This is a genomic window from Candidimonas humi (assembly GCF_019166065.1).
Taxonomy (GTDB): Bacteria; Pseudomonadota; Gammaproteobacteria; order Burkholderiales; family Burkholderiaceae_B; genus Candidimonas; species Candidimonas humi.
Genome location: NZ_JAHTBN010000006.1, coordinates 92,868 through 112,107, shown reverse-complemented (window position 1 = coordinate 112,107; position 19,240 = coordinate 92,868). Strand labels below are relative to the sequence as shown.

At 66.7% G+C, this 19,240-nt stretch carries 20 protein-coding genes; 10 read left to right on the top strand and 10 right to left on the bottom strand.

All coding sequences use genetic code 11. The features are described 5' to 3' along the window. Positions 1–53: 53 nt before the first annotated feature. Entirely contained in the window at positions 54–473 is a 420-nt protein-coding gene (locus tag KVP10_RS14715) for a YidB family protein (RefSeq protein WP_217965371.1), read from the top strand. A gap of 115 nt (positions 474–588) precedes the next feature. Here KVP10_RS14715 and KVP10_RS14710 read toward each other — a convergent pair whose 3' ends face one another. Further along, positions 589–1,866: a bifunctional O-acetylhomoserine aminocarboxypropyltransferase/cysteine synthase gene (locus KVP10_RS14710; protein ID WP_217965370.1), complete on the bottom strand. Its 1,278-nt coding sequence runs from the start codon at positions 1,864–1,866 to the stop codon at positions 589–591. A 273-nt stretch (positions 1,867–2,139) separates the two neighbouring features. Between KVP10_RS14710 and KVP10_RS14705 the strand changes: the two genes are divergently transcribed. Together KVP10_RS14705 and KVP10_RS14700 are read left to right on the top strand one after the other, a co-directional pair. Next, entirely contained in the window at positions 2,140–4,758 is a 2,619-nt protein-coding gene (locus tag KVP10_RS14705) for an AsmA family protein (RefSeq protein WP_217965369.1), read from the top strand. Beyond that, a complete protein-coding gene (locus tag KVP10_RS14700; protein ID WP_217965368.1) occupies positions 4,755–5,183 on the top strand; it encodes an MOSC N-terminal beta barrel domain-containing protein in 429 nt (142 codons plus the stop codon). Before KVP10_RS14705 ends, KVP10_RS14700 begins: the two co-directional genes overlap by 4 nt. A gap of 36 nt (positions 5,184–5,219) precedes the next feature. Here the strand turns inward: KVP10_RS14700 and KVP10_RS14695 are convergent, their stop codons facing one another. From KVP10_RS14695 to KVP10_RS14680, 4 genes are all read right to left on the bottom strand, one after another. Continuing rightward, positions 5,220–5,462: a hypothetical protein gene (locus KVP10_RS14695; protein ID WP_217965367.1), complete on the bottom strand. Its 243-nt coding sequence runs from the start codon at positions 5,460–5,462 to the stop codon at positions 5,220–5,222. Positions 5,463–5,567: 105 nt separating this feature from the next. Further along, on the bottom strand, positions 5,568–5,846 hold the full coding sequence (locus KVP10_RS14690) for a YfhL family 4Fe-4S dicluster ferredoxin (protein WP_217965366.1): 279 nt from the start codon (positions 5,844–5,846) through the stop codon (positions 5,568–5,570). Between the two features lie 145 nt (positions 5,847–5,991). After that, the gene (coaD, locus tag KVP10_RS14685; RefSeq protein WP_217965365.1) at positions 5,992–6,501 is read right to left on the bottom strand and encodes a pantetheine-phosphate adenylyltransferase; all 510 of its coding nucleotides are present in this window, start codon (positions 6,499–6,501) and stop codon (positions 5,992–5,994) included. Positions 6,502–6,742: 241 nt separating this feature from the next. Continuing rightward, positions 6,743–7,345 carry an RsmD family RNA methyltransferase gene (locus tag KVP10_RS14680; protein WP_217965364.1) on the bottom strand — a complete coding sequence of 201 codons (603 nt, stop codon included), beginning with the start codon at positions 7,343–7,345 and terminating at the stop codon, positions 6,743–6,745. 61 nt (positions 7,346–7,406) lie between these two features. Here KVP10_RS14680 and ftsY point away from each other — a divergent pair, with 61 nt between their 5' ends. Beyond that, positions 7,407–8,702: a signal recognition particle-docking protein FtsY gene (gene ftsY / locus KVP10_RS14675; RefSeq protein ID WP_376810990.1), complete on the top strand. Its 1,296-nt coding sequence runs from the start codon at positions 7,407–7,409 to the stop codon at positions 8,700–8,702. Positions 8,703–8,769: 67 nt separating this feature from the next. Here ftsY and KVP10_RS14670 read toward each other — a convergent pair whose 3' ends face one another. Further along, positions 8,770–10,449, bottom strand: coding sequence for a CYTH and CHAD domain-containing protein (locus KVP10_RS14670; protein WP_217965363.1), 1,680 nt, complete (start codon positions 10,447–10,449; stop codon positions 8,770–8,772). Between the two features lie 137 nt (positions 10,450–10,586). Next, positions 10,587–11,441 (bottom strand): IclR family transcriptional regulator, encoded by an 855-nt coding sequence (locus tag KVP10_RS14665; RefSeq protein WP_217965362.1) that lies wholly within the window; start codon positions 11,439–11,441, stop codon positions 10,587–10,589. A 138-nt stretch (positions 11,442–11,579) separates the two neighbouring features. Between KVP10_RS14665 and ribBA the strand changes: the two genes are divergently transcribed. From ribBA to KVP10_RS14635, 6 genes are all read left to right on the top strand, one after another. After that, a complete protein-coding gene (gene ribBA, locus KVP10_RS14660) occupies positions 11,580–12,776 on the top strand; it encodes a bifunctional 3,4-dihydroxy-2-butanone-4-phosphate synthase/GTP cyclohydrolase II (protein WP_217965361.1) in 1,197 nt (398 codons plus the stop codon). Next, positions 12,773–13,288 (top strand): 6,7-dimethyl-8-ribityllumazine synthase, encoded by a 516-nt coding sequence (gene ribH / locus KVP10_RS14655; protein WP_217965360.1) that lies wholly within the window; start codon positions 12,773–12,775, stop codon positions 13,286–13,288. The genes ribBA and ribH overlap by 4 nt, the downstream gene beginning before the upstream one ends. Next, entirely contained in the window at positions 13,272–13,769 is a 498-nt protein-coding gene (nusB, locus tag KVP10_RS14650) for a transcription antitermination factor NusB (RefSeq protein WP_376810991.1), read from the top strand. The genes ribH and nusB overlap by 17 nt, the downstream gene beginning before the upstream one ends. Positions 13,770–13,914: 145 nt before the next feature. Next, positions 13,915–14,877 carry a thiamine-phosphate kinase gene (gene thiL / locus KVP10_RS14645; protein ID WP_246600697.1) on the top strand — a complete coding sequence of 321 codons (963 nt, stop codon included), beginning with the start codon at positions 13,915–13,917 and terminating at the stop codon, positions 14,875–14,877. Positions 14,878–14,947: 70 nt separating this feature from the next. Then, positions 14,948–15,475, top strand: coding sequence for a phosphatidylglycerophosphatase A family protein (locus tag KVP10_RS14640; RefSeq protein WP_217965358.1), 528 nt, complete (start codon positions 14,948–14,950; stop codon positions 15,473–15,475). Further along, positions 15,472–15,978 (top strand): CinA family protein, encoded by a 507-nt coding sequence (locus KVP10_RS14635; protein ID WP_217965357.1) that lies wholly within the window; start codon positions 15,472–15,474, stop codon positions 15,976–15,978. Before KVP10_RS14640 ends, KVP10_RS14635 begins: the two co-directional genes overlap by 4 nt. Here the strand turns inward: KVP10_RS14635 and pyrF are convergent. The 3 genes from pyrF to groL form a co-directional block, all read right to left on the bottom strand. Continuing rightward, positions 15,962–16,777 (bottom strand): orotidine-5'-phosphate decarboxylase, encoded by an 816-nt coding sequence (gene pyrF / locus KVP10_RS14630; protein WP_217965356.1) that lies wholly within the window; start codon positions 16,775–16,777, stop codon positions 15,962–15,964. The two genes, KVP10_RS14635 and pyrF, sit on opposite strands and share 17 nt — an antisense overlap. A 197-nt stretch (positions 16,778–16,974) precedes the next feature. Continuing rightward, on the bottom strand, positions 16,975–17,358 hold the full coding sequence (locus KVP10_RS14625; protein WP_217965355.1) for a diacylglycerol kinase: 384 nt from the start codon (positions 17,356–17,358) through the stop codon (positions 16,975–16,977). 217 nt (positions 17,359–17,575) lie between these two features. Beyond that, on the bottom strand, positions 17,576–19,216 hold the full coding sequence (gene groL, locus KVP10_RS14620) for a chaperonin GroEL (RefSeq protein WP_217965354.1): 1,641 nt from the start codon (positions 19,214–19,216) through the stop codon (positions 17,576–17,578). Positions 19,217–19,240 lie beyond the last annotated feature (24 nt).

Here is a 19,240-nt window from a genome sequence, read left to right as displayed (position 1 = left end):
GCGCCGGCCATAAACTGAGCTCTTTCTAAGCTCTTTACGCAAGGGAGATGGACATGGGACTTCTGGATTCGGTACTTTCTGCCGTAGAAGGCGGCAATGGCCAGGGTGGGCAGGGCGGCCAGGCAGCCTTGCTGCAGGCCGTGGTTGCGCAAGTCAATAACTATCCCGGCGGCCTGCCCGCCTTGGTCGAGAAATTGCGCCAGGGCGGCTTGGCCGAAGTCGTCGAATCGTGGGTCGGCACCGGCAGCAACCAGCCGGTTTCGGGCGAGCAATTGCAGTCCGCGCTGGGCGACGACACCATTGACAACATCGCCCAAAGCGCCGGCCAGGACCGCAGCACGGTGCTGGCCGGGCTCGGCCAGTTGCTGCCCCATGTGGTGGATCACGCCACGCCCGACGGCAATGTGAATTCCGGCGGCCTGGACGCTTCGGCGCTGCTGGGTTCGCTTTCGGGCCTGCTCGGCCGCCTGTAGCACCAGCCTTGAACCGCGCCGCGGGCTCGCCTCGAGCCTAGGCGGTAACCGCTGGGGCAAACCCGCGGGCCGTGCCGCAGCGGCACGGCATCGCAGCCCTTGGGCCGCACGCCGCCTAGCCGCGGGCGGCATCCAGCGCCTGTCTGAGATCGGCAAGCAGATCGTCGATATGCTCGATCCCGATGGACAGACGGATCATGTCCGTGCTGACCCCGGCGCGCTTCAATTCTTCAGGGTTCAGCTGGCGGTGCGTGGTCGAGGCCGGATGGCAGGCAAGCGACTTCGCGTCGCCGATATTGACCAGGCGCAGGATCAGTTGCAAGGCGTCGATGAAGCGTGCGCCGGCCTCGGCTCCGCCCTTGATGCCGAAGGACAGGATGCTGGCCGGCTTGCCGCCCATGTAGCGCTGCGCCAGCGCGTGTTCGGGATGGTCGGCCAGGCCGGCGTAGCTTACCCATGAAACCTGCTCGTGGCCGGCGAGGAACTCGGCCACCGCCTGCGCATTCTGCGTATGGCGTTCCATGCGCAGGGCCAGCGTCTCGATGCCCTGCAAGATAAGAAACGCATTGAACGGCGACAGCGCGGCGCCGGTATTGCGCAGCGGCACCACGCGGCAGCGGCCGATGAAGGCGGCCGGCCCGAAGGCTTCGGTATACACCACACCGTGATAGGACGGATCCGGCTCGTTGAGCATGGGGAAGCGCTCTTTGTGCTCGCTCCAGGGGAATTTGCCCGAATCGACGACGGCGCCCGCGATGGTCGTGCCGTGGCCACCCATGTACTTGGTGAGCGCATGCACCACGATGTCGGCGCCGTGTTCGAAGGGCCGGCAGAGGGCGGGCGAGGCGACGGTATTGTCGACGATGAGCGGCACGCCATGGCGGTGCGCGGCATCCGCGACGGCGCGGATGTCGACGATATTGCCCGCCGGATTGCCTATGGATTCGCAGAACACCGCTTTGGTGTGTTCGTCGATGAGGGCCTCCAAGGCCGCCACATCGTTGTGCGGCGCGAACCTGACTTCGATGCCCTGGCGGGGGTAGGTGTGGGCGAACAGGTTGTAGGTGCCCCCGTACAGCTTGCTGACCGATACGATATTGTCGCCAGCCTGTGCTATGGTCTGTATGGCGTAATTGACGGCGGCCATGCCCGAGGCGACCGCCAGCGCGGCTACGCCGCCTTCCAGGGCCGCCACCCGTTCTTCGAGCGCGGCGTTGGTGGGGTTCATGATGCGAGTATAGATATTGCCCGGAACCTTCAGGTCGAACAGGTCGGCGCCGTGTTGGGTACTGTCGAATGCGTACGAGGTCGTCTGGTAAATGGGCACGGCGACCGACTTGGTGGTGGGGTCGGGCTGGTACCCGGCATGGATGGCTAGCGTTTCGAATTTCATGGGCGCATTCCTGGAGCTGGGCCTGGCGGCCGAACGGTGAAGAGTATCAATGGTACCGGTACGCTGTCCTTGGCAACAGGCTCTTATTGGCATGTGCATATAGCCAGCTGCTATAAAAATACCGGAGAAAAATACCGGTGGCAATGAGGCGGGGCTGCGTGCGGGCCCGCCGCCGCGCCTGATTTTTAGGCGGTACTTGGGTTAGCATTCCACGTATTGCATGAACTGGACGGTATTTTGGGGGAACGAGCCCCCGGGTTCTCGAGGCTGGAAATGAAATTTTGGTTCAAACGTGTACTGGTCGGCTTGGTCGTGGTGGTCATCGTTGCCTTGGTTGGCCTGGCGATCTTCCTGCTTACGTTTGATCCCAATGCCTACAAGAGCAAGCTCGAGGAAATCGTCTACAACCGCTATCACCGCAGCCTCGTCGTCAAGGGCGATATCGAGCTGTCGCTGTTCCCCCGCATAGGCCTGTCCTTGCAGGACGTCTCTTTGTCCGACCGGGAAAGTACCGACGTCTTCGCCTCTGTGGACAGCGCCCGCTTCGCGGTGGCGATCTGGCCGCTGATGTTCAACCGCCTGGTGGTCGATCACGTGGCGGTCAGCGGCTTCAAGGCCTGGGTGGTGCGCAATGCCGCCGGCGAATTCAACTTCCGCGACTTGCTCGACAATTCGGTGCCGGGCATCGAACCCCCGCCCGCTCCGCCGCAGAGCACGCCGGCCAGCCATGCCTCCAAGCTGCCGGCGCTGCTGCGCAACCACGAGGCGGCGCGCACCGATTTCCAGATCGACATCGCCGGGCTGGACCTGAAGAACGGCGAGATCCATTACCGCGACTACATGACCGGCGCGCGCGCCAGGGTCGAGAAACTCACGGTGAACACGGGCCGCGTCACGTACGACCAGCCGTTCGACGTGGCGCTGCAGGGCAAGCTGATCGGCGTCTCGCCCAAGGCCCAGGCCGATATCGACGGCCAGGCCGTGGTGCGCTTCAACCCGCTCGAACGTACTTATTCGGCGCAGAAGATCAATGTGCAGGTGGCCGGCACACTGGGTGACCTGCAAGCCAAGAGCGCCACCCTGCGCGGCAATCTGGCCTACAGCGACTACACCGAGACCCTGACCGCGGCCAATCTGGCCCTGGCCGTCCAGGGCAGCGTGCAGGGCGCTACGCCGATCAAGAACCTGGATGCCAGCCTGTCGGTGCCGCAGCTCAAGGCCGATCGCAGCCAGTCCGAACTCAAGCTCGAGAAGCTGGCCTTGCGGGCCAAGGGCAACCTGCCCGACCAGAGCTTCGACGTCGCGGTCGACGCGCCCAGCCTGTCGATTTCTCCCGAGGCGGCCAAGGGCGACACGGTTACCGGCACCGTCAAGCTCAGCGGCCAGAAGACGCTGGGGCTGGCCCTGGGCATCAGCGGCCTGGGCGGCAATGCCCAGCACCTGACGCTCAAAGAGCTCAAGGTCGAAGGCGGGCTCAAGCAGGGCCAGCGGCTGGTGCAATTCAATCTGTCTTCGCCGGCGGTCTGGAACAGCATCAGGCAGCGCGGCGAGTTCTCGGCCATGAAGGGCGACGTCAAGATCCAGGCCCCGGCGCTGCCCGGCGGCAGCTTCGAATTCCCCATGATAGGCAGCCTGCATGCCGATCTCGTGAAAGACCAGCTCAGCAGCGAAATCAATGCCGTGCTCAGCGGCAGCAAGCTGGATTTCAAGATCCAGGCCACGCGGCTCGCCGACCCCAAGGTGGTGTTCGACCTGAACGCGGACAGCCTGGACTTCAATAAGCTGTTCCCGCCCGCGCAGCCCAAGCCCGCCGCCAAGCCGCAAGACAAGGCGCAGGACAAGGCCCAGGATTCCGGCCAGGACAAAGCCAAGGACAAGGCGCAAGCGGCCGCAGCCGCCCAGCCGGCGGCCAAGGCTGCTGCCGCGGCCGCGCCGGCCCAGCCCATCGATCTTTCGTTCCTGCAGCCTTTGGACGTGACCGGCACCATCAAGGTGGGCGATGTGCGCGTGCGCGGCCTGCGCGCCAAGCAGCTCGACGCCGGTCTGCGCGTGGCGGACGGCAAGCTCACGGTGGCGCCCCTGTCGGCCTCTTTGTACCAGGGCACCCTCAAGGGCAGCCTGTCGGCCAATGCCGACAATACGCTGGCGGCTCGCCTGGCGCTGAACAAGGTGTCCGTGGGCGATCTGCTGCGAGGCCTGGGCACCGACGGCCGCATGGCCGGGCAGGGCAATGTGTCGCTGGACCTGCATTCCCAGGGCACTACCAGCGCGGCCCTGGTGGCGGGGCTGGACGGCACTGTGCAGGCCAATGTGCAGAACGGCGCGATCATCGGCATCAACATCGACCAGACGCTCAACGAGATCAGCTCCGCGGTGCACAATATGTTCAGCGGCCAGGTGCCCGACGTGCAGGCCAAGTACGATCCCAGTCGCCGCACCAATTTCGCCAGCCTGGACGCGGCGGTCGTGTTTGCGCAAGGCGAAGGCACGGTCAAGAAATTCAATCTGTCCGGCTCCACGATCAAGACCACGATAGGCAGCCCTGCATCCATAGATCTGGTCAACCGCCAGATGGACTGCACGGTGGACGTGCATGTGCTGCACACCTTGTCCCAGACCGTGGGCAACCTGACGGACTTCATGGGCGTGTCCGTGCCGATACGCGTGTCGGGGCCTTTCGATGCGCTCGATTACCAGGTTCAATGGAAAGACATAGGCAGCGCCGCGGTGCGGCGGGCGCTCCAGGGAGGCCTGCTCGACATGCTGTCCAACAAGGTCGGCAAGGGGTTGCTGCCTTCCCAGGACAAGCTGCCCGCTCCCGCGGCCCCGCCGTCGAGCGGCAATCCCGTGAAAAGCATAGGCAATGCATTGAAAGGACTCTTAGGCCAATGAGCAAGCCCAGCAGCAAGCCCGCCGCCAGCCAGGCGGATACTGTGTATTTCCCCGTGGAATCGTGCGCCGGCGTCGCCGGACCGGATGCCGCCGTCTATGACCGGCGCTGGTTCGTGACCGACTCCGAAGGCCGCTGGCTGTCGCGCGGGCAGCATCCGCGTCTCGAAGAAGTCGAGGTCACGCTGCGCTACGGCTATCTGGTGATGCGCGCACCGGGCATGCTGCGCATGGATATTCCGCTGGACGTGATCGAGGACGACGACAGCGTGCGCCGCCAGGCATATGTGGGCGATCAGCAGGTCGATGCAGTCGACGAGGGCGACCTGGCGGCCGCCTGGATGTCGAACTTCCTGGGGGTGCCCGCGCGCCTGTACAAGGTGCATCCCGAGGCGCCGGCAGTGGCCTGGAAGGCCGCCGGAGCCTGACCCCGGGCTTAGGCCTGCCGCCGCCCGTCGGCGGATTCAATCATGGGTCACCCAGCGCATGACGATCCAGATCAGGGGCACTGCCATGACGCTCGCACACAGGACGACGATGGCGCTCCATAGGCCCGAGATGGCAGGCCTGGCCGGCGCAGGCGCGCCGGGGGGCTGATCTTGTAGCCGCTTGTCCGCCCGCATGTCGGGCGGGAGCCGCGCCGCGTCGGCTTGTCCTGCCGAGGCCTGTGTCGTCGCATCTTGAGTCGTCATGGTTCGCGAGGTCATGGTTTGCGGCGCCTCGGCGATAGCGGCCTTCAGCAACGGCGGCACGGGGAAATCGGTCGTCTTGCGGGCCTGTCGGGCGTCGCGGGTATCGGGGTTGTGCGGATTTCAGCCTTCTCCGGCGTCCTGGGTCTGAGGCTCCAGGCCTGCCAACTGGCGATATCTGGCCATCAGCACGTCGGCGCCTTCCTGCCGGGCGGGGTCTATTTCGATGCACTCCACCGGACAGACCACCTGGCACTGCGGCTCGCCGAAATGGCCGACGCACTCCGTGCAGCGGCTGGGGTCGATTTCATAGATATCCGGCCCCATCGAGATCGCCTGGTTGGGGCATTGCGGCTCGCACACGTCGCAGTTGATACATTCGTCGGTGATGCGCAAAGCCATGATCTGTCGGGTTTCCTGCCGGGAGGTGCTGCGCCCAGTGTAGTACGAACGGCCACGCGGCGCGAGGCGCGGCTGTGCGCCCGGCGCGGCGGGGCTGTCAGTGAGGTCGGGGCCCGCCGGTGCCGGCGGCCGGCCCGTGGGCAGCTTACTGGGCTTCCTGGCCCTGCTGGTTGCGCAGTTGCTTGGCCTTGCTGTGCAGCCAGCGTTCCACCGAAGGGAAAACAAACTTGCTGACATCGCCGCCCAGTATGGCGATCTCGCGCACGATAGTGCCCGAGATGAACTGGTATTGGTCCGACGGGGTCATGAACAGCGTCTCGACCTCGGGCAGCAGGTGGCGGTTCATGCCGGCCATCTGGAATTCGTATTCGAAATCCGATACCGCGCGCAGGCCGCGCACGATCACGCGGCCGTTCTGTTCGCGCACGAAATCCTTGAGCAGGCCGGCGAAGCTGCGGACTTCGACGTTGGGGTAGTGGCCCAGCACTTCTTCGGCGATCTCGACGCGCTCTTCCACAGTGAAGTAGGGGCGCTTGGCATGGCTATGCGCCACGCCGACCACCACATGGTCGAACAGGCCTGCGGCGCGGCGCACCAGATCTTCATGGCCGCGCGTCAGTGGGTCGAAGGTTCCGGGGTAGACGGCAGTGATCATGCGAATTCCGAGGATCAGTCAGACAGATATGGATCGGCCGGTTCGAGTCGGAACCGGAAACGGGAGAATTCCCGGGGCAGTTTCGTACGGATGGGCCGGCTGCCGCATCCCGCCTTGGGCAGCTTGCGGCGTTGCGACCCGAGGCCGAGGGCGTCTCGGCCTCGAACCACGCCTCGCCGGCCTAGTGCCCGGCGGGCGCATCCGGCCCGGACCATACGTACGGAACTTCCCCGATAACTGTTTATTTGCTTATTCCCGGATTATTGACTGTTTTTTGCGATGCAGCAAATCCGGAAAAACCCAATAAATGAAAATAAACCTGGCCGGCACGACCCTGGCGCAAGAGCTCGAAAGGCGCGGGCGCCTCGACCGCGGCTTCCGACTCTACGTAGAGCAGCCCGCCGGGGTTCATCAGCGCCGGCAGCCGGGGCCAGAGCCACGCCAGCCAGTCCTGCCCGAAGGGCGGGTCCAGCAGCACCAGGTCAAAGGGCGCGGCGCCCAGGCGTTCTATGACGGTGCGCGCGTCCCCCGCATGGATGCGCACGTGCTCGGCGCGAAGCCGGTTGCGCAGCGCCCGCAGCGCCGCGGCCGCTTCGGGGTTGGATTCGACCATCTGCACGTGAGCCGCGCCGCGCGAGGCCGCTTCGAAGCCCAGGGCGCCGGAGCCTGCGAACAGGTCCAGCACGCGCTTGTCCGAAAAGTCGTGCCCCCAGAAGTGCTGCAGCCAGTTGTACAGGGTTTCGCGCACCCGGTCGGGCGTCGGGCGCAGGCCCGCCGCGGCGACGACCGGGATCGGCGTGCGGCGGTAATCACCGCCTACAATACGGATAGTGTGCTTGCTCATGAAGGGGGCGTAAATCCCGTGCGGGGCATGACGAATCGCAATCCGGAATAGTGTAAAGCCTATGTTCAGTATCTTTAAGCGCAAGCGGCCGCAAGAGCCCGCCGCGCCCGAGGCCGCCCCTGCCGCGCCGGCGGCGGCCGAAACGCCCCCCGCTGGCGCGCGGGTCGATGCGCCGGCCACGCCTGTCGCGGACACGCCCGCCACGAATGCGCCTGCAACGGATGCATCCGCCGCGGATGCCGCGCCGGCCATGCCCGACGTGGCTGGCCTCCAGGACTCGACGCTGGCGGCCCCCGACGCGCCGGCGGGGTATGTCGAGCCCATCGCCGAGCCGGATGTACCCCTCGTCCCCGAAGTGCCGGTCATGGGCGCGTTGCCCGTGGCGCCGGAGCCCGAGCCTGTGCCTGCCGAGCCCGCTCCGGCGGATCAGGCCCCGGCGGCTGCGGCCAAAAAATCCTGGCTCTCGCGCCTCAAGCAGGGCCTGTCGCGCACCGGCCAGAGCATCGGCGGCCTGTTCGTCGGCGTCAAGGTCGACGAGGCCCTGTTCGAAGACCTGGAGTCGGCGCTGATCATGGCCGATGCGGGCATGGAGGCCACCGGCCGCCTGATCGCGGCCTTGCGCGCCCGCGTGCGTAAAGACCGGATCGAAGACGCCGGGCAGGTCAAGGCGGCGCTGCGTGACCTCCTGGCCGAGCATCTGGCGCCGCTGGAAAAATCCTTTCCGTTAGGCAGCGTGCAGCCGCTGGTCGTGATGATCGCGGGTGTCAACGGCGCCGGCAAGACGACTTCCATCGGCAAGCTGGCCAATACCTTCCAGCGCCAGGGGGCGAGCGTGCTGCTGGCCGCGGGCGACACCTTCCGCGCCGCCGCGCGCGAGCAACTGGTGGAATGGGGGGCGCGCAACAACGTCACCGTGATCGCGCAGGATGGCGGCGATCCGGCGGCCGTGGCCTTCGATGCCGTGAACGCCGGCCGCGCCAGGCAGGCCGGCGTGGTCATGATCGACACGGCCGGGCGCCTGCCCACGCAGTTGCACCTGATGGAAGAACTCAAGAAGATCCGGCGCGTGATCGGCAAGGCGGATCCGGCGGCGCCCCACGAAGTGCTGCTGGTCATAGACGGCAATACCGGCCAGAACGCTATCGCCCAGATTCGCGCCTTCGACGCCGCCATAGGCCTGACCGGCCTGGTCGTGACCAAGCTGGACGGCACCGCCAAGGGCGGCACGCTGGCGGCGGTGGCCGCCGGCAGCCAGGGCGTGCGCCCCATACCCGTGTACTGGATAGGCGTGGGCGAGGGCCTGGACGACCTGCAGCCCTTCGTGGCGCGCGAATTCGCCGCGGCGCTGGTGGCTTAGCGCCTGTTTGCACTAAAAAAGGTGTCGCCCCGACGGGCAAACAGGCGCCGGGCGCTTAGTGTAGGCCTTAGTGCTTCCCGCCCTTCAGGCGGCCGGCCGCGGCCAGGGCGGCGAAAGCCTCTTGCGCGGCGTCTTTCTGCTGATGCTGCATGGCGCGCAGCCAGCCCACCGCAAACCAGGCCTGGGGGCGCGCCTTGGCCATATTGCGGTAATAGCGTTCGGCCACATAGAGGTCGTTCAATTCGCCCAGCGTGGCCTGGACCCGGGCCAGTGCCGCCACGATGCGCCGCTGCCTGGGCTTGTCCAGGAAGGCGGCGGCGAAGCCCAGGCCGTAGCGCAGGCGCTTGGCCCTCTTGCGCAGCTTGTGCTGGGCCTCGGCGTCCAGCGACACAAAGTCCTGGCCCGGCTTGACGATCTGGCGCAGCCATTTGTCCAATTTGCGCGCCAGGGCCTTGCGTGCCTCGGGCGGCGCTTCGGCATCCGGGGGAGCGGCATCGGGGTCTTGCGGCGGCGCCGTCCGCACGCCGGATTCGCCGTCCTGCCCGCCAGATCCGCCACCCTGCCCGTCAGGTTCGCCGTCCTGCCCGCTTGCGGCATCGGCCTCGCCCGCAATGTCCGGCCCTGCGAGCACCGCCGCTGCCATCAAATCCAGCAGCAAGGTCTGGAATCCCGGGCTCGCGGCCAGGGCCGCCGCCGCATCGGGTTCCGGCTTGCGCGGGCTTGGCCCCGCGCGCCCCATGGGCATGCCGGCCAGTTCGAGGCGCGGCGCAATCTCGCGCCGCACGATTTCGGCATCGCGCGAGGCGCCCATGACCAGGAAGCTGCGGCGCAGTGCGGCCTTGATGCGCGGCGCAAGCGGCCGTATGTCGCCGGCAAACAGCTTGTGGCAGGAACGCAGGCGGCGTATGCCCACGCGCAATTGATGCACATACTCGGCGCGCAGCGCCGGCTCCGCCATGCCGGTATCCACTCCGGCCGCGAACGTGGCGTTGCGCACGACCTGGTCCAGGCATTCGGCCGCGCAGGCGCTGGCGGCCTGGCCGAGATCCATGTCGGAATCCAGCGCTGCTTGCGCGGCCTTGCGGGGCGGCGCCCATGCTTCGCAAGCCTGCGCCGCCATGGGATGTTCTTCCGCCGGATCCGTGTGTCCGGCGTCGACGGCTGGCGGCATCGCGCCCGCCAGGATGTCGCCGCGCTCGGCCTTGCTGCGCACGTCGAGCACCAGTCCGTAGCGCCGCGTCCAGGCCTTGCCCAGGACGAATACTGCGGCCATGGAGCCCTGGCACAGTTCGAATTCGATCTCGCTGATGGGCAGTTCGCGCCCGGCGGCGCTGACTACGCCCCGGTCGTAGGCCACTTCGACGCGGCTGCCGCGGCCGCGCAGGAGCAGCAGCAGGCGCTCGACATAGGTCTCGTAGCGCAGGGCCAGGGGCTCGCGCAGGCCCGCGAACAGCTTGCATAGGCGCGGGTCTTCATACAGGGAAAGGTCTGGCACGGGCTCGGCGCGCGGGTGGTTCAGTTCGATGCGGCTCAGGGCATCGCCGCCCGGCATCTTCAGGGTCTGGACCCATTGCCCGTCTTCCTGCCGCACCCGCAGGGCCACGCGGGCGCGCGCCAGCTCGCGCCCGGGCGTGTCGAAATACAGCGCCCGCAGCACCTGGCCGTGGGCCCCGCAGCCCCGCAAGTCCTGTTCCACGGCGGCTTGCGCCGCGGCCGGCACGTGCAGTTTGAGTTCCCTTTCCATCATGTCCGGCCTCGCAGAGTTTAGGAGCAACAGGCCTAGGGCCTGTTCACACTAAATAAAAGGGGTGCCACGCCTGGCGAAACCGGGCGGCATGCGGGCCGCGAGGCGGGCGGAAAAGGTGGTGGCGTGGAATATAAATTTCAGGCCACGCCGCCCGCCTGGCGCGGCGCCGCGGCATTGGCCCTGTCCGCGCGAAAACCCAGTTGCAGGCCGATGGCGCCGGCGCAGTCCTTCAGCGCATGCGCGATCGGGCTGTCCCATCCGGCGTCGAACAGCGTGCTCGGCCCCAGGCTGGTCAATGCCAGCACCACGCCGCCGGTGTGGTCGAATACCGGCACCGACAGCGCGTCGATGCCCGGCAGCGGGTTGCCCAAGGCGCGCGCCATGCCGTGGCGCCGCACTTCGTCGAGCAGGGCGTCGAAGGCCTGCTCGCTGAGCTGGCGCTGCCCTATGCTGGTGACCACGGCCTGGTCGCCTGCTTCGCGCTCTATGTAGTGCCGAGCCACCTGCGGCGGCAGCCATGCCGCGAAGACATGCCCGGTGGCGGTATGCAGCATCGACATCACCGTGCCCTTGCGCATGTTCACATGCACCGGATAGCTGGCTTCGCAGATGTAGATCATGGTCGGCCCGTGCGAGCCCAGGACGGCGATGGCCAGGGTGTGGCCGATTTCGCTGGCCAGGCGGTGCACGTGGGGCAGGGCGATGCGCACCGGATCCAGGCGCTGCAGGCTGACCAGCCCCATTTGCAGGGCGAAAGGCCCGAGTTCGTACTGGCCGCTGGCGGCGTCCTGCTGCACCAGGCCGACACGTACGAAGCTGACCAGGTACGGGTGGGCCTTGGCCGAGGTCATGCCGGCCCGGCCGGCAAGGTCGCGCAGCGTCAGCGGCACCCCGGCGTCGACCAGCGCGGCCAGCAGCGGGAAGCCGGTCTCCACCGATTGGATGCTGCGGCGCCCGTCGTGGGCGCCCGGAACGGACGGTTTTTCTTGCATGGAAGCGCGGGTCGTGAAAAGCACGCCCATATTACTAGGGTTTTGTGACAGCATAGGGCTCGGGCCGCAGCGACGCGGCCGCGGCGCCGGGGCCGCCACGAGTTAAAATGCGTCCCTATCCCCATACAAGCCATCATCATGAGCGAAACTCGCGACCCCGCCGCGGCTCCAGAGCCGCATTCCCAAGACATTGCCTCCGTCCCCGAGATCGTCGCCGAGCTGCGTGCCGGCCGCCTGGTCATTCTGGTCGACGAGGAAGACCGCGAGAACGAGGGCGACCTGGTCATGGCCGCCGAATACGTCACGCCCGAGGCCATCAATTTCATGGTCACGCACGCCCGCGGGCTGGTCTGCCTGACGCTGACCGAAGAGCGCTGCCGCCAATTGCAGTTGCCGCTCATGGCCAGCCGCAACGGCACGCGCTACGGCACGAATTTCACTGTGTCGATCGAGGCCGCCGAGGGCGTCGGCACGGGCATTTCGGCCGCCGACCGCGCGCGTACCATCCAGGCGGCGGTGGCGCGCGACGCCAGGCCGGAAGACATCGTGCAGCCGGGCCACATCTTTCCGGTGCAGGCGGTGCGCGGCGGCGTGCTGGTGCGGGCCGGCCACACCGAAGCGGGCTGCGACTTGACGGCGCTGGCCGGGCTGGCCCCGGCGGCGGTGATCTGCGAGATCCTCAAGCCCGACGGCACCATGGCGCGCCTGCCCGACCTCAAAGTGTTCGCGCGCGAACACGGGCTGAAAATCGGCACCATCGCCGACCTGATCCAGTACCGCAGCGAACATGAATCCATGATCGAGCGTGTCGCCGAACGCGAGCTGCAGACGCCCTGGGGCCGCTTCCGGGCAGTGGCCTACCGCGACCAGGCCGCCGGCGAGCCCCATCTGGCGCTGGTGCACGGCGTCATCGAGCCCGAGGTCGAAGCGCTGGTGCGCGTGCACGAACCCACCAGCATGCTCGACGTGCTGTCCAGCGGCGACACGGGCCATAGCTGGAGCGTTTCCAACGCGCTCGCGGCGATTTCGGCCGCGCGTTCCGGCGTCCTGGTATTGCTCAATTGCCAGGGCTCGGCCGAACTGTTGTTCAGCCAGTTCGCGGCCTGGGGGCAAGAAAGCGAAGTCCAGCAAGGCACCGATACGCGCTTCGACCTGCGTACCTATGGCATCGGCGCGCAGATCCTGCGCGACCTGAACGTCGGCCGGGCGCGCCTGCTCGCGCGCCCGCGCAAAATGCCCAGCATGGCGGGCTTCTCGCTTGCCATCACGGGTTACGATAGTGAGCCGCTCAATCGTGAGTCGCTCAATCCACCCCCACAGGAGTGCCCGCAATGAATCCATACACCGTGTCCCCCGATCTGAACGGCGAGGGCCTGCATCTGGGCATCGTGCGCGCCCGTTTCAACGAAGAAATCGGCCAGGCCGAACTCGAAGCCTGCCTCGCCGAGCTTGCCGAACTTGGGGTCGACGAGCGCGACGTCATGGTCGTCTCGGTGCCCGGCGCCCTCGAACTGGGCGTGACGCTGGCGCAAATGGCCGAGACCTTCGAGTTCGACGCCCTGATAGCGCTCGGCGCAGTCATCCGCGGCGAAACCTATCATTTCGAACTCGTCAGCAATGAAAGCGGCGCGGCCATCAGCCGCGTGTCGCTGGAAACCGGTATTCCGGTGGCCAATGGCGTGCTGACCACCGATACCGACGAACAGGCCCAGGCGCGTGCCGCCGGCAAGGGCCGCGATTGCGCCCGCGTCGCCGTCGAGATGGCCAATCTGATCGCCGCTCTCGAGCCCGAGACCGACGATGACGATGATGACGACGAGGACGAAGATTTTGACGAGCAAGAATAAGCCTCAGGGCGCCGCGGGCGCATCCCGGCCGGCCGGGCGCAGCGCCCGCCGCCGGGCGCGCGAATTCGCCTTGCAGGGCATTTACGCCTGGCTGCTGCGCGGCGAAGACGGCACGCAGGAAGCCGGCGCCATCGATGCCCATATTCGTGACGACGAAGAATTCCAGGAAGCCGACGCGGCCTGGTTCAAGACGCTGCTGCATGGTGTGATGCGCGAGGCCGTCGGCCTGCGCGAGCGCTTCATGCCGTATGTCGACCGGCCGCTGGAAGAACTCTCGCCCATCGAACACGGCATCCTGCTCATAGGCAGCTACGAGCTGGTGCATCACATCGAAGTGCCTTACAAGGTCGCCATCAACGAGGCCGTGGAATTGGCCAAGTCCTATGGCGGCACCGACGGCTTCAAGTTCGTCAACGGCGTGCTCGACAAAATGGCCGCCGATGTGCGCGCCACGGAAGTCCAGGCAGCGGCGCGCCGCTGAATTTCCCTGGCCTGCCGCCGGCCGGCTCTGCGACAGGCTCGCGCCTGTCGCGGCGCGTGCAATCCAGCGGGCCTGGTTCCGCGGACATCGACAGGCCAGGCGCCGGCGGTCCGGCCGGCTCGCGCAGGCTACGCATGAGGGTGCCTTGACCAACGAATTCGATCTCATCGCGCGCTATTTTTCCCGGCCCGCGCCTGCTGCGTACCTCGGAGTGGGCGACGATTGCGCCTTGATGCCGCCCGCCCCGGGCATGGAGCTTGCCGCCAGTACCGATCTGCTGATCGAAGGGCGGCATTTCTTCTCCAACGCCGAGCCGCGTGCGCTGGGCCACAAGGCCCTGGCCGTCAATCTTTCGGATCTGGCCGCCATGGGGGCAAGGCCCGTCGCCTGCCTGCTGGGCCTGTCGCTGCCCGAGCTGCGGCCCGATTGGCTCGAGGCCTTTGCCGACGGCTACTATGCCTTGGCCGATGCCGCGGGCTGCCCGCTGGTGGGCGGCGATACCACGCGCAGTCCCTCGTGTATCGTCATCAGCGTGACGGTGCTGGGCCACGTTCCGGTCGGCCAGGCGCTGCGCCGCGATGCGGCGCGCGAGGGCGATGATATCTGGGTCTCGGGCACGCTCGGCGCCGCGGACATCGCGCTGCGATTGCTGGCGGGCGAATTGCCGCCCGATCCTCAACTACTGGCCGCTACCCGAGCCGCGCTGGAACGCCCCGAACCGCCGCTGGAGCTGGGCGCCGCCCTGGCCGGCGTGGCCCATGCCGCCCTGGACATTTCGGATGGGTTGCTACAAGATCTGGGCCACATCCTGAAGGCCAGCGCCTGCGGCGCGCAGCTCGACTATGCGTCCTTGCCGGTGGCCGAGGCGCTGGCCGGGCTGCCGCAGGCGCTGCAGCGGCAAGCCGTTTTGGGCGGCGGCGACGTATACCAGTTATGCTTTACCGCCGCTGCGGCCAGGCGCGACGAGATCCTGGCGCTGGCACGCCGTTGCGGTTCGCGGGTTTCGCGCATCGGCTGCATCACCGCGGGGCCGGGCGCGCTGCAGGTGCTGGACGAGGGCGGCCGGCCCATAGCGCCGCTGCCAGCGGGCTTCGATCATTTCAACTGAATTCTCTTGCACGGGCCGCTGCCCGAGCCGTTACACTACACGCTACATGCACGATCCCAAGCAGCCTCCTATGTCCAGCCCCCAGCCCGAATCGGGCGGCGCGCGCACGCTCGAGCCTTCGTTCGCCTGGTTGTGGCACGAGCCGGCGCGCGTCGTGGCGTTCGGCTTCGGCAGCGGCCTGCTGCGGCCCGCTCCCGGCACGTGGGGCACCCTGGCGGCATGGGTGTTGTGGGTGCTGGTCGTGGGGCGGCTGCCCGACGCGGCGGTCGCCGCCGTGCTGGTCCTGGCCTTTGCCTACGGCTGCTGGTGCTGCCATCGCGTGGGCAAGGAACTGGGCGCGCCGGACCATTCCGGCATGGTCTGGGACGAAATCACCGCCTTCTGGCTGGTGCTGTGGCTGACCCCGGGCAGTTGGGGCGCGCAGCTGACCGCCTTCATCCTTTTTCGCGCCTTCGACATCGTCAAGCCCCCACCCATCGGTTTTTTCGACCGTCACTTCAAGAACGGCTTCGGCGTGATGTGGGACGACATCGTCGCCGCGGCCTATGCGCTGTTGGTGATGGCCATCCTGGTCCGACTGGAGTTGCTACTACTATGAGCCTGAACGAACCCGAGGCCCTGCTGCGCGATCTCGGCGGCCTGCTGACCGAGCGCGGCTGGATGCTGGCCTGTGCCGAATCCTGCACCGGCGGCCTGCTGAGCGCTGCCCTGACCGAACTGCCAGGGTCCAGCGTCTGGTTCGAGCGGGGCTTCGTCACCTACAGCAATGCCGCCAAGATGCAGCATTTGCGGGTCAGCGCCGACACGCTGGAACGCTTCGGCGCGGTCAGCGAAGAAACCGCCATGGAAATGGCCGCGGGCGTGCTGGCCGAAGTGCGCGACGCCCAATTCGCCATCTCCACCACCGGCATTGCCGGGCCCGGCGGCGCGACCCCGGGCAAGCCCGTAGGCATGGTGTGCTTCGGTTTCGCCCGGCGCGCGGCCGACGGCATCGTCACGCGTGCCGCGGTAAAGATCTTCGAAGGGGGGCGCGGCGAGGTGCGGCGTTCGGCTGTCGATTACGCGCTGCGCACCGCGCTGGAGTTCATCGCGCAGCGTTGATTGCGTCGCGCGTGGCCCGGGCCGCGGCCGCAGCCGCAACGCGCCAGTCGTCGCCGCTGCCCGCATACAGAATCGCGCGCGAGGAATTGATCATCATCCCCCTGCCGCGGCTGTCGCGCCCGGCTTGGACCGTGGCCGGAATATCGCCGCCTTGCGCACCTATGCCCGGCACCAGCAGGGGCATGTCGCCCACCCGCTGCCTGACACGCGCGATTTCTTCCGGGAACGTAGCGCCCACCACCAGGGCGCATTGGCCCGTGGTATTCCAGCGCTCGGCCACCAGGCCGGCCACATGCAGATACAGCGGCGTGCCGTCGGCCGACTCGATGAATTGCAGGTCCGAGCCGCCCGGGTTCGAGGTGCGGCACAGGATGATGACGCCGCGGTCCTTCCATTCCAGATAGGGCTGGACCGTGTCGAAGCCCATGTAGGGGCTGACCGTGACGGCATCGGCGTCATAGCGCTCGAAGGCCTCGCGGGCGTATTGCCCGGCCGTGGATCCTATATCGCCGCGCTTGGCGTCGAGCACGATGGGCAGGCCGGGGTAGGCCGAGTGCACATAGCGGCATAGTGCCTCGAGCTGGTCTTCGGCGCGCTGCGCCGAGAAATAGGCGATCTGTGGCTTGATGCCACAGGCGTACGGCGCCGTGGCATCCACGATGGCCTTGCAGAACTCGTAGACCGCGTCGCCGCGCCCCTGCAGCTCGGCAGGCATGCGCTTGGGGTCCGGGTCCAGCCCCACCATCAGCAGGGAATTCGTGTCGGTCCAGGACTGGTCGAGTTTGGCAATGAAGCTCATGGGTGGTTGTGCGAGGATGCGGCAAACGGGCCGCCAGGCTTGGTGAATGGGGTGAAACCGAGGGTTCCAGCGCAGCCGGCGGCATCCGTGCAAGCACTGTAACCGTGCGGGCTATAGTTTACTTGGGTTTGGGCGCATGCTTGTCGGCGCCGCCCGGCAGGGCCTGGCCTTCGGACAGGCGGCGGCCCGTGTCGCGGCTAAAAGAAGCGCAGATACAGGCAAGCCAGCCAGACCGCGGCCCCGAACAGCAGCGCCAGCAGCACAGCCGCGCTGCCCAGGTCCTTGGCGCGCCCGATCAGCGGGTGGTGTTCCAGCGTCACCGAATCGGCCACCGCTTCCAGCGCGGAATTCAACAGCTCCACGACCAGCACGAAGACCACCGTGCCTATCAGCAGCAGCACCTGCAGCGCATCGCGCCCCACCCAGAACGCCGCCGGTACCAGCACTACAGCCAGCAGCAGTTCCTGGCGAAACGCGGCTTCGTGCTGGAACGCAGCCCGCAGGCCCTTGGCCGAATAGCTCAGGGCATTGAACAGCCGGCCGAAGCCGCCGCGGCTCTTGTAGGGGGAATGTGTGCTCATGCTGGTGTGTCGCTCTCCGCAGGCTTCGAGATCTTGCCGCTTCGCTTGCGTATTACTTAGGTATCGTTCGCGTCTTGCGGCATGGTACATCATGCCCGGGGGAAAATGCCGGCGCCATATGCCGGCGTCGCGGGCAGGCAAAAAAATCCCGGCGCGAGGCCGGGATTTTCCTGGATGGGTGCTGCACCGGCCGTCGGGCCGGCGCGGCAGGCAGGTATTAGAAGCCGCCCATGCCACCCATGCCGCCCATGTCCGGCATGGCCGGAGCAGCGGGCTTGTCTTCGACGATTTCGGCCACGGCGGCTTCGGTCGTCAGCAGCAGGCTGGCCACGGAGGCAGCGTTCTGCAGGGCAGTGCGGGTCACCTTGGTGGGGTCCAGCACGCCTTGTTCGACCAGGTCGCCGTACTCGCCGGTGGCCGCGTTGTAGCCGTAGTTGCCCTTGCCGTTGGCCACGGCATTGACCACCACGCTGGGCTCATCGCCGGCATTGGCCACGATGGTGCGCAGGGGAGCTTCGACCGCACGCAGGATCAGCTTGATGCCGGCGTCCTGGTCGGCGTTGTCGCCCTTGACCTTGGCGATCGACGCCTTGGCGCGGATCAGTGCAACGCCGCCGCCGGGGACAATGCCTTCTTCCACGGCAGCGCGAGTGGCGTGCAGCGCATCTTCCACACGAGCCTTCTTTTCTTTCATTTCGACTTCGGTCGCAGCACCGACGCGGATCACGGCAACGCCGCCGGCCAGCTTGGCCACGCGTTCTTGCAGCTTTTCACGGTCGTAGTCGGAAGTGGCTTCCTCGATCTGCACGCGAACTTGCTTGACGCGGGCTTCGATCGACTTGCTGTCGCCAGCGCCGTCGATGATCGTGGTGTTTTCCTTGGCGACTTCAACGCGCTTGGCTTGGCCCAGATCGTTCAGCGTGGCCTTTTCCAGCGACATGCCGGTTTCTTCCGAGATCACATTGCCGCCGGTCAGGATGGCGATGTCTTCCAGCATGGCCTTGCGGCGGTCGCCGAAGCCCGGAGCCTTGACGGCGGTGGTCTTCAGGATGCCACGGATGTTGTTCACCACCAGGGTCGCCAGGGCTTCGCCCTCGACGTCTTCGGCGATGATCAGCAGCGGACGGCTGGACTTGGCAACTTGCTCGAGCACGGGCAGCAGGTCGCGGATGTTGCTGATCTTCTTGTCGTAGATCAGGACATACGGATCTTCCAGGGCCGAAACTTGCTTGTCGGGGTTGTTGATGAAGTAGGGCGACAGGTAGCCGCGGTCGAACTGCATGCCTTCCACGACGTCCAGTTCGTTTTCCAGCGACTTGCCGTCTTCGACGGTGATCACGCCTTCCTTGCCGACCTTGTCCATCGCGTTGGCGATAATTTCGCCGATCGAGCTGTCGCTATTGGCCGAGATCGAGCCGACCTGGGCGATTTCCTTGCTGGTGGTGCAGGGCTTGGACAGCTTCTTCAGCTCTTCCACGGCGGCGGCGACAGCCTTGTCGATGCCGCGCTTCAGGTCCATGGGGTTGATACCGGCGGCCACATACTTCAGGCCTTCTTCGACCACGGCCTGGGCCAGCACGGTGGCGGTGGTGGTGCCGTCACCGGCGTTGTCGGAGGTCTTGGAAGCGACTTCCTTGACCAGTTGGGCGCCGATGTTCTCGAACTTGTCCTTCAGTTCGATTTCCTTGGCAACCGACACGCCGTCCTTGGTGACGGTGGGGGCGCCGAACGAACGTTCCAGGACCACGTTGCGACCCTTGGGGCCCAGGGTGGTCTTGACGGCGTTGGCCAGAATGTTCACGCCGCGAACGATGCGCACACGCGCGTCGTCGCCGAAAAGTACTTGCTTAGCAGCCATTTGTCAGATTCCTTGCTTGATTCG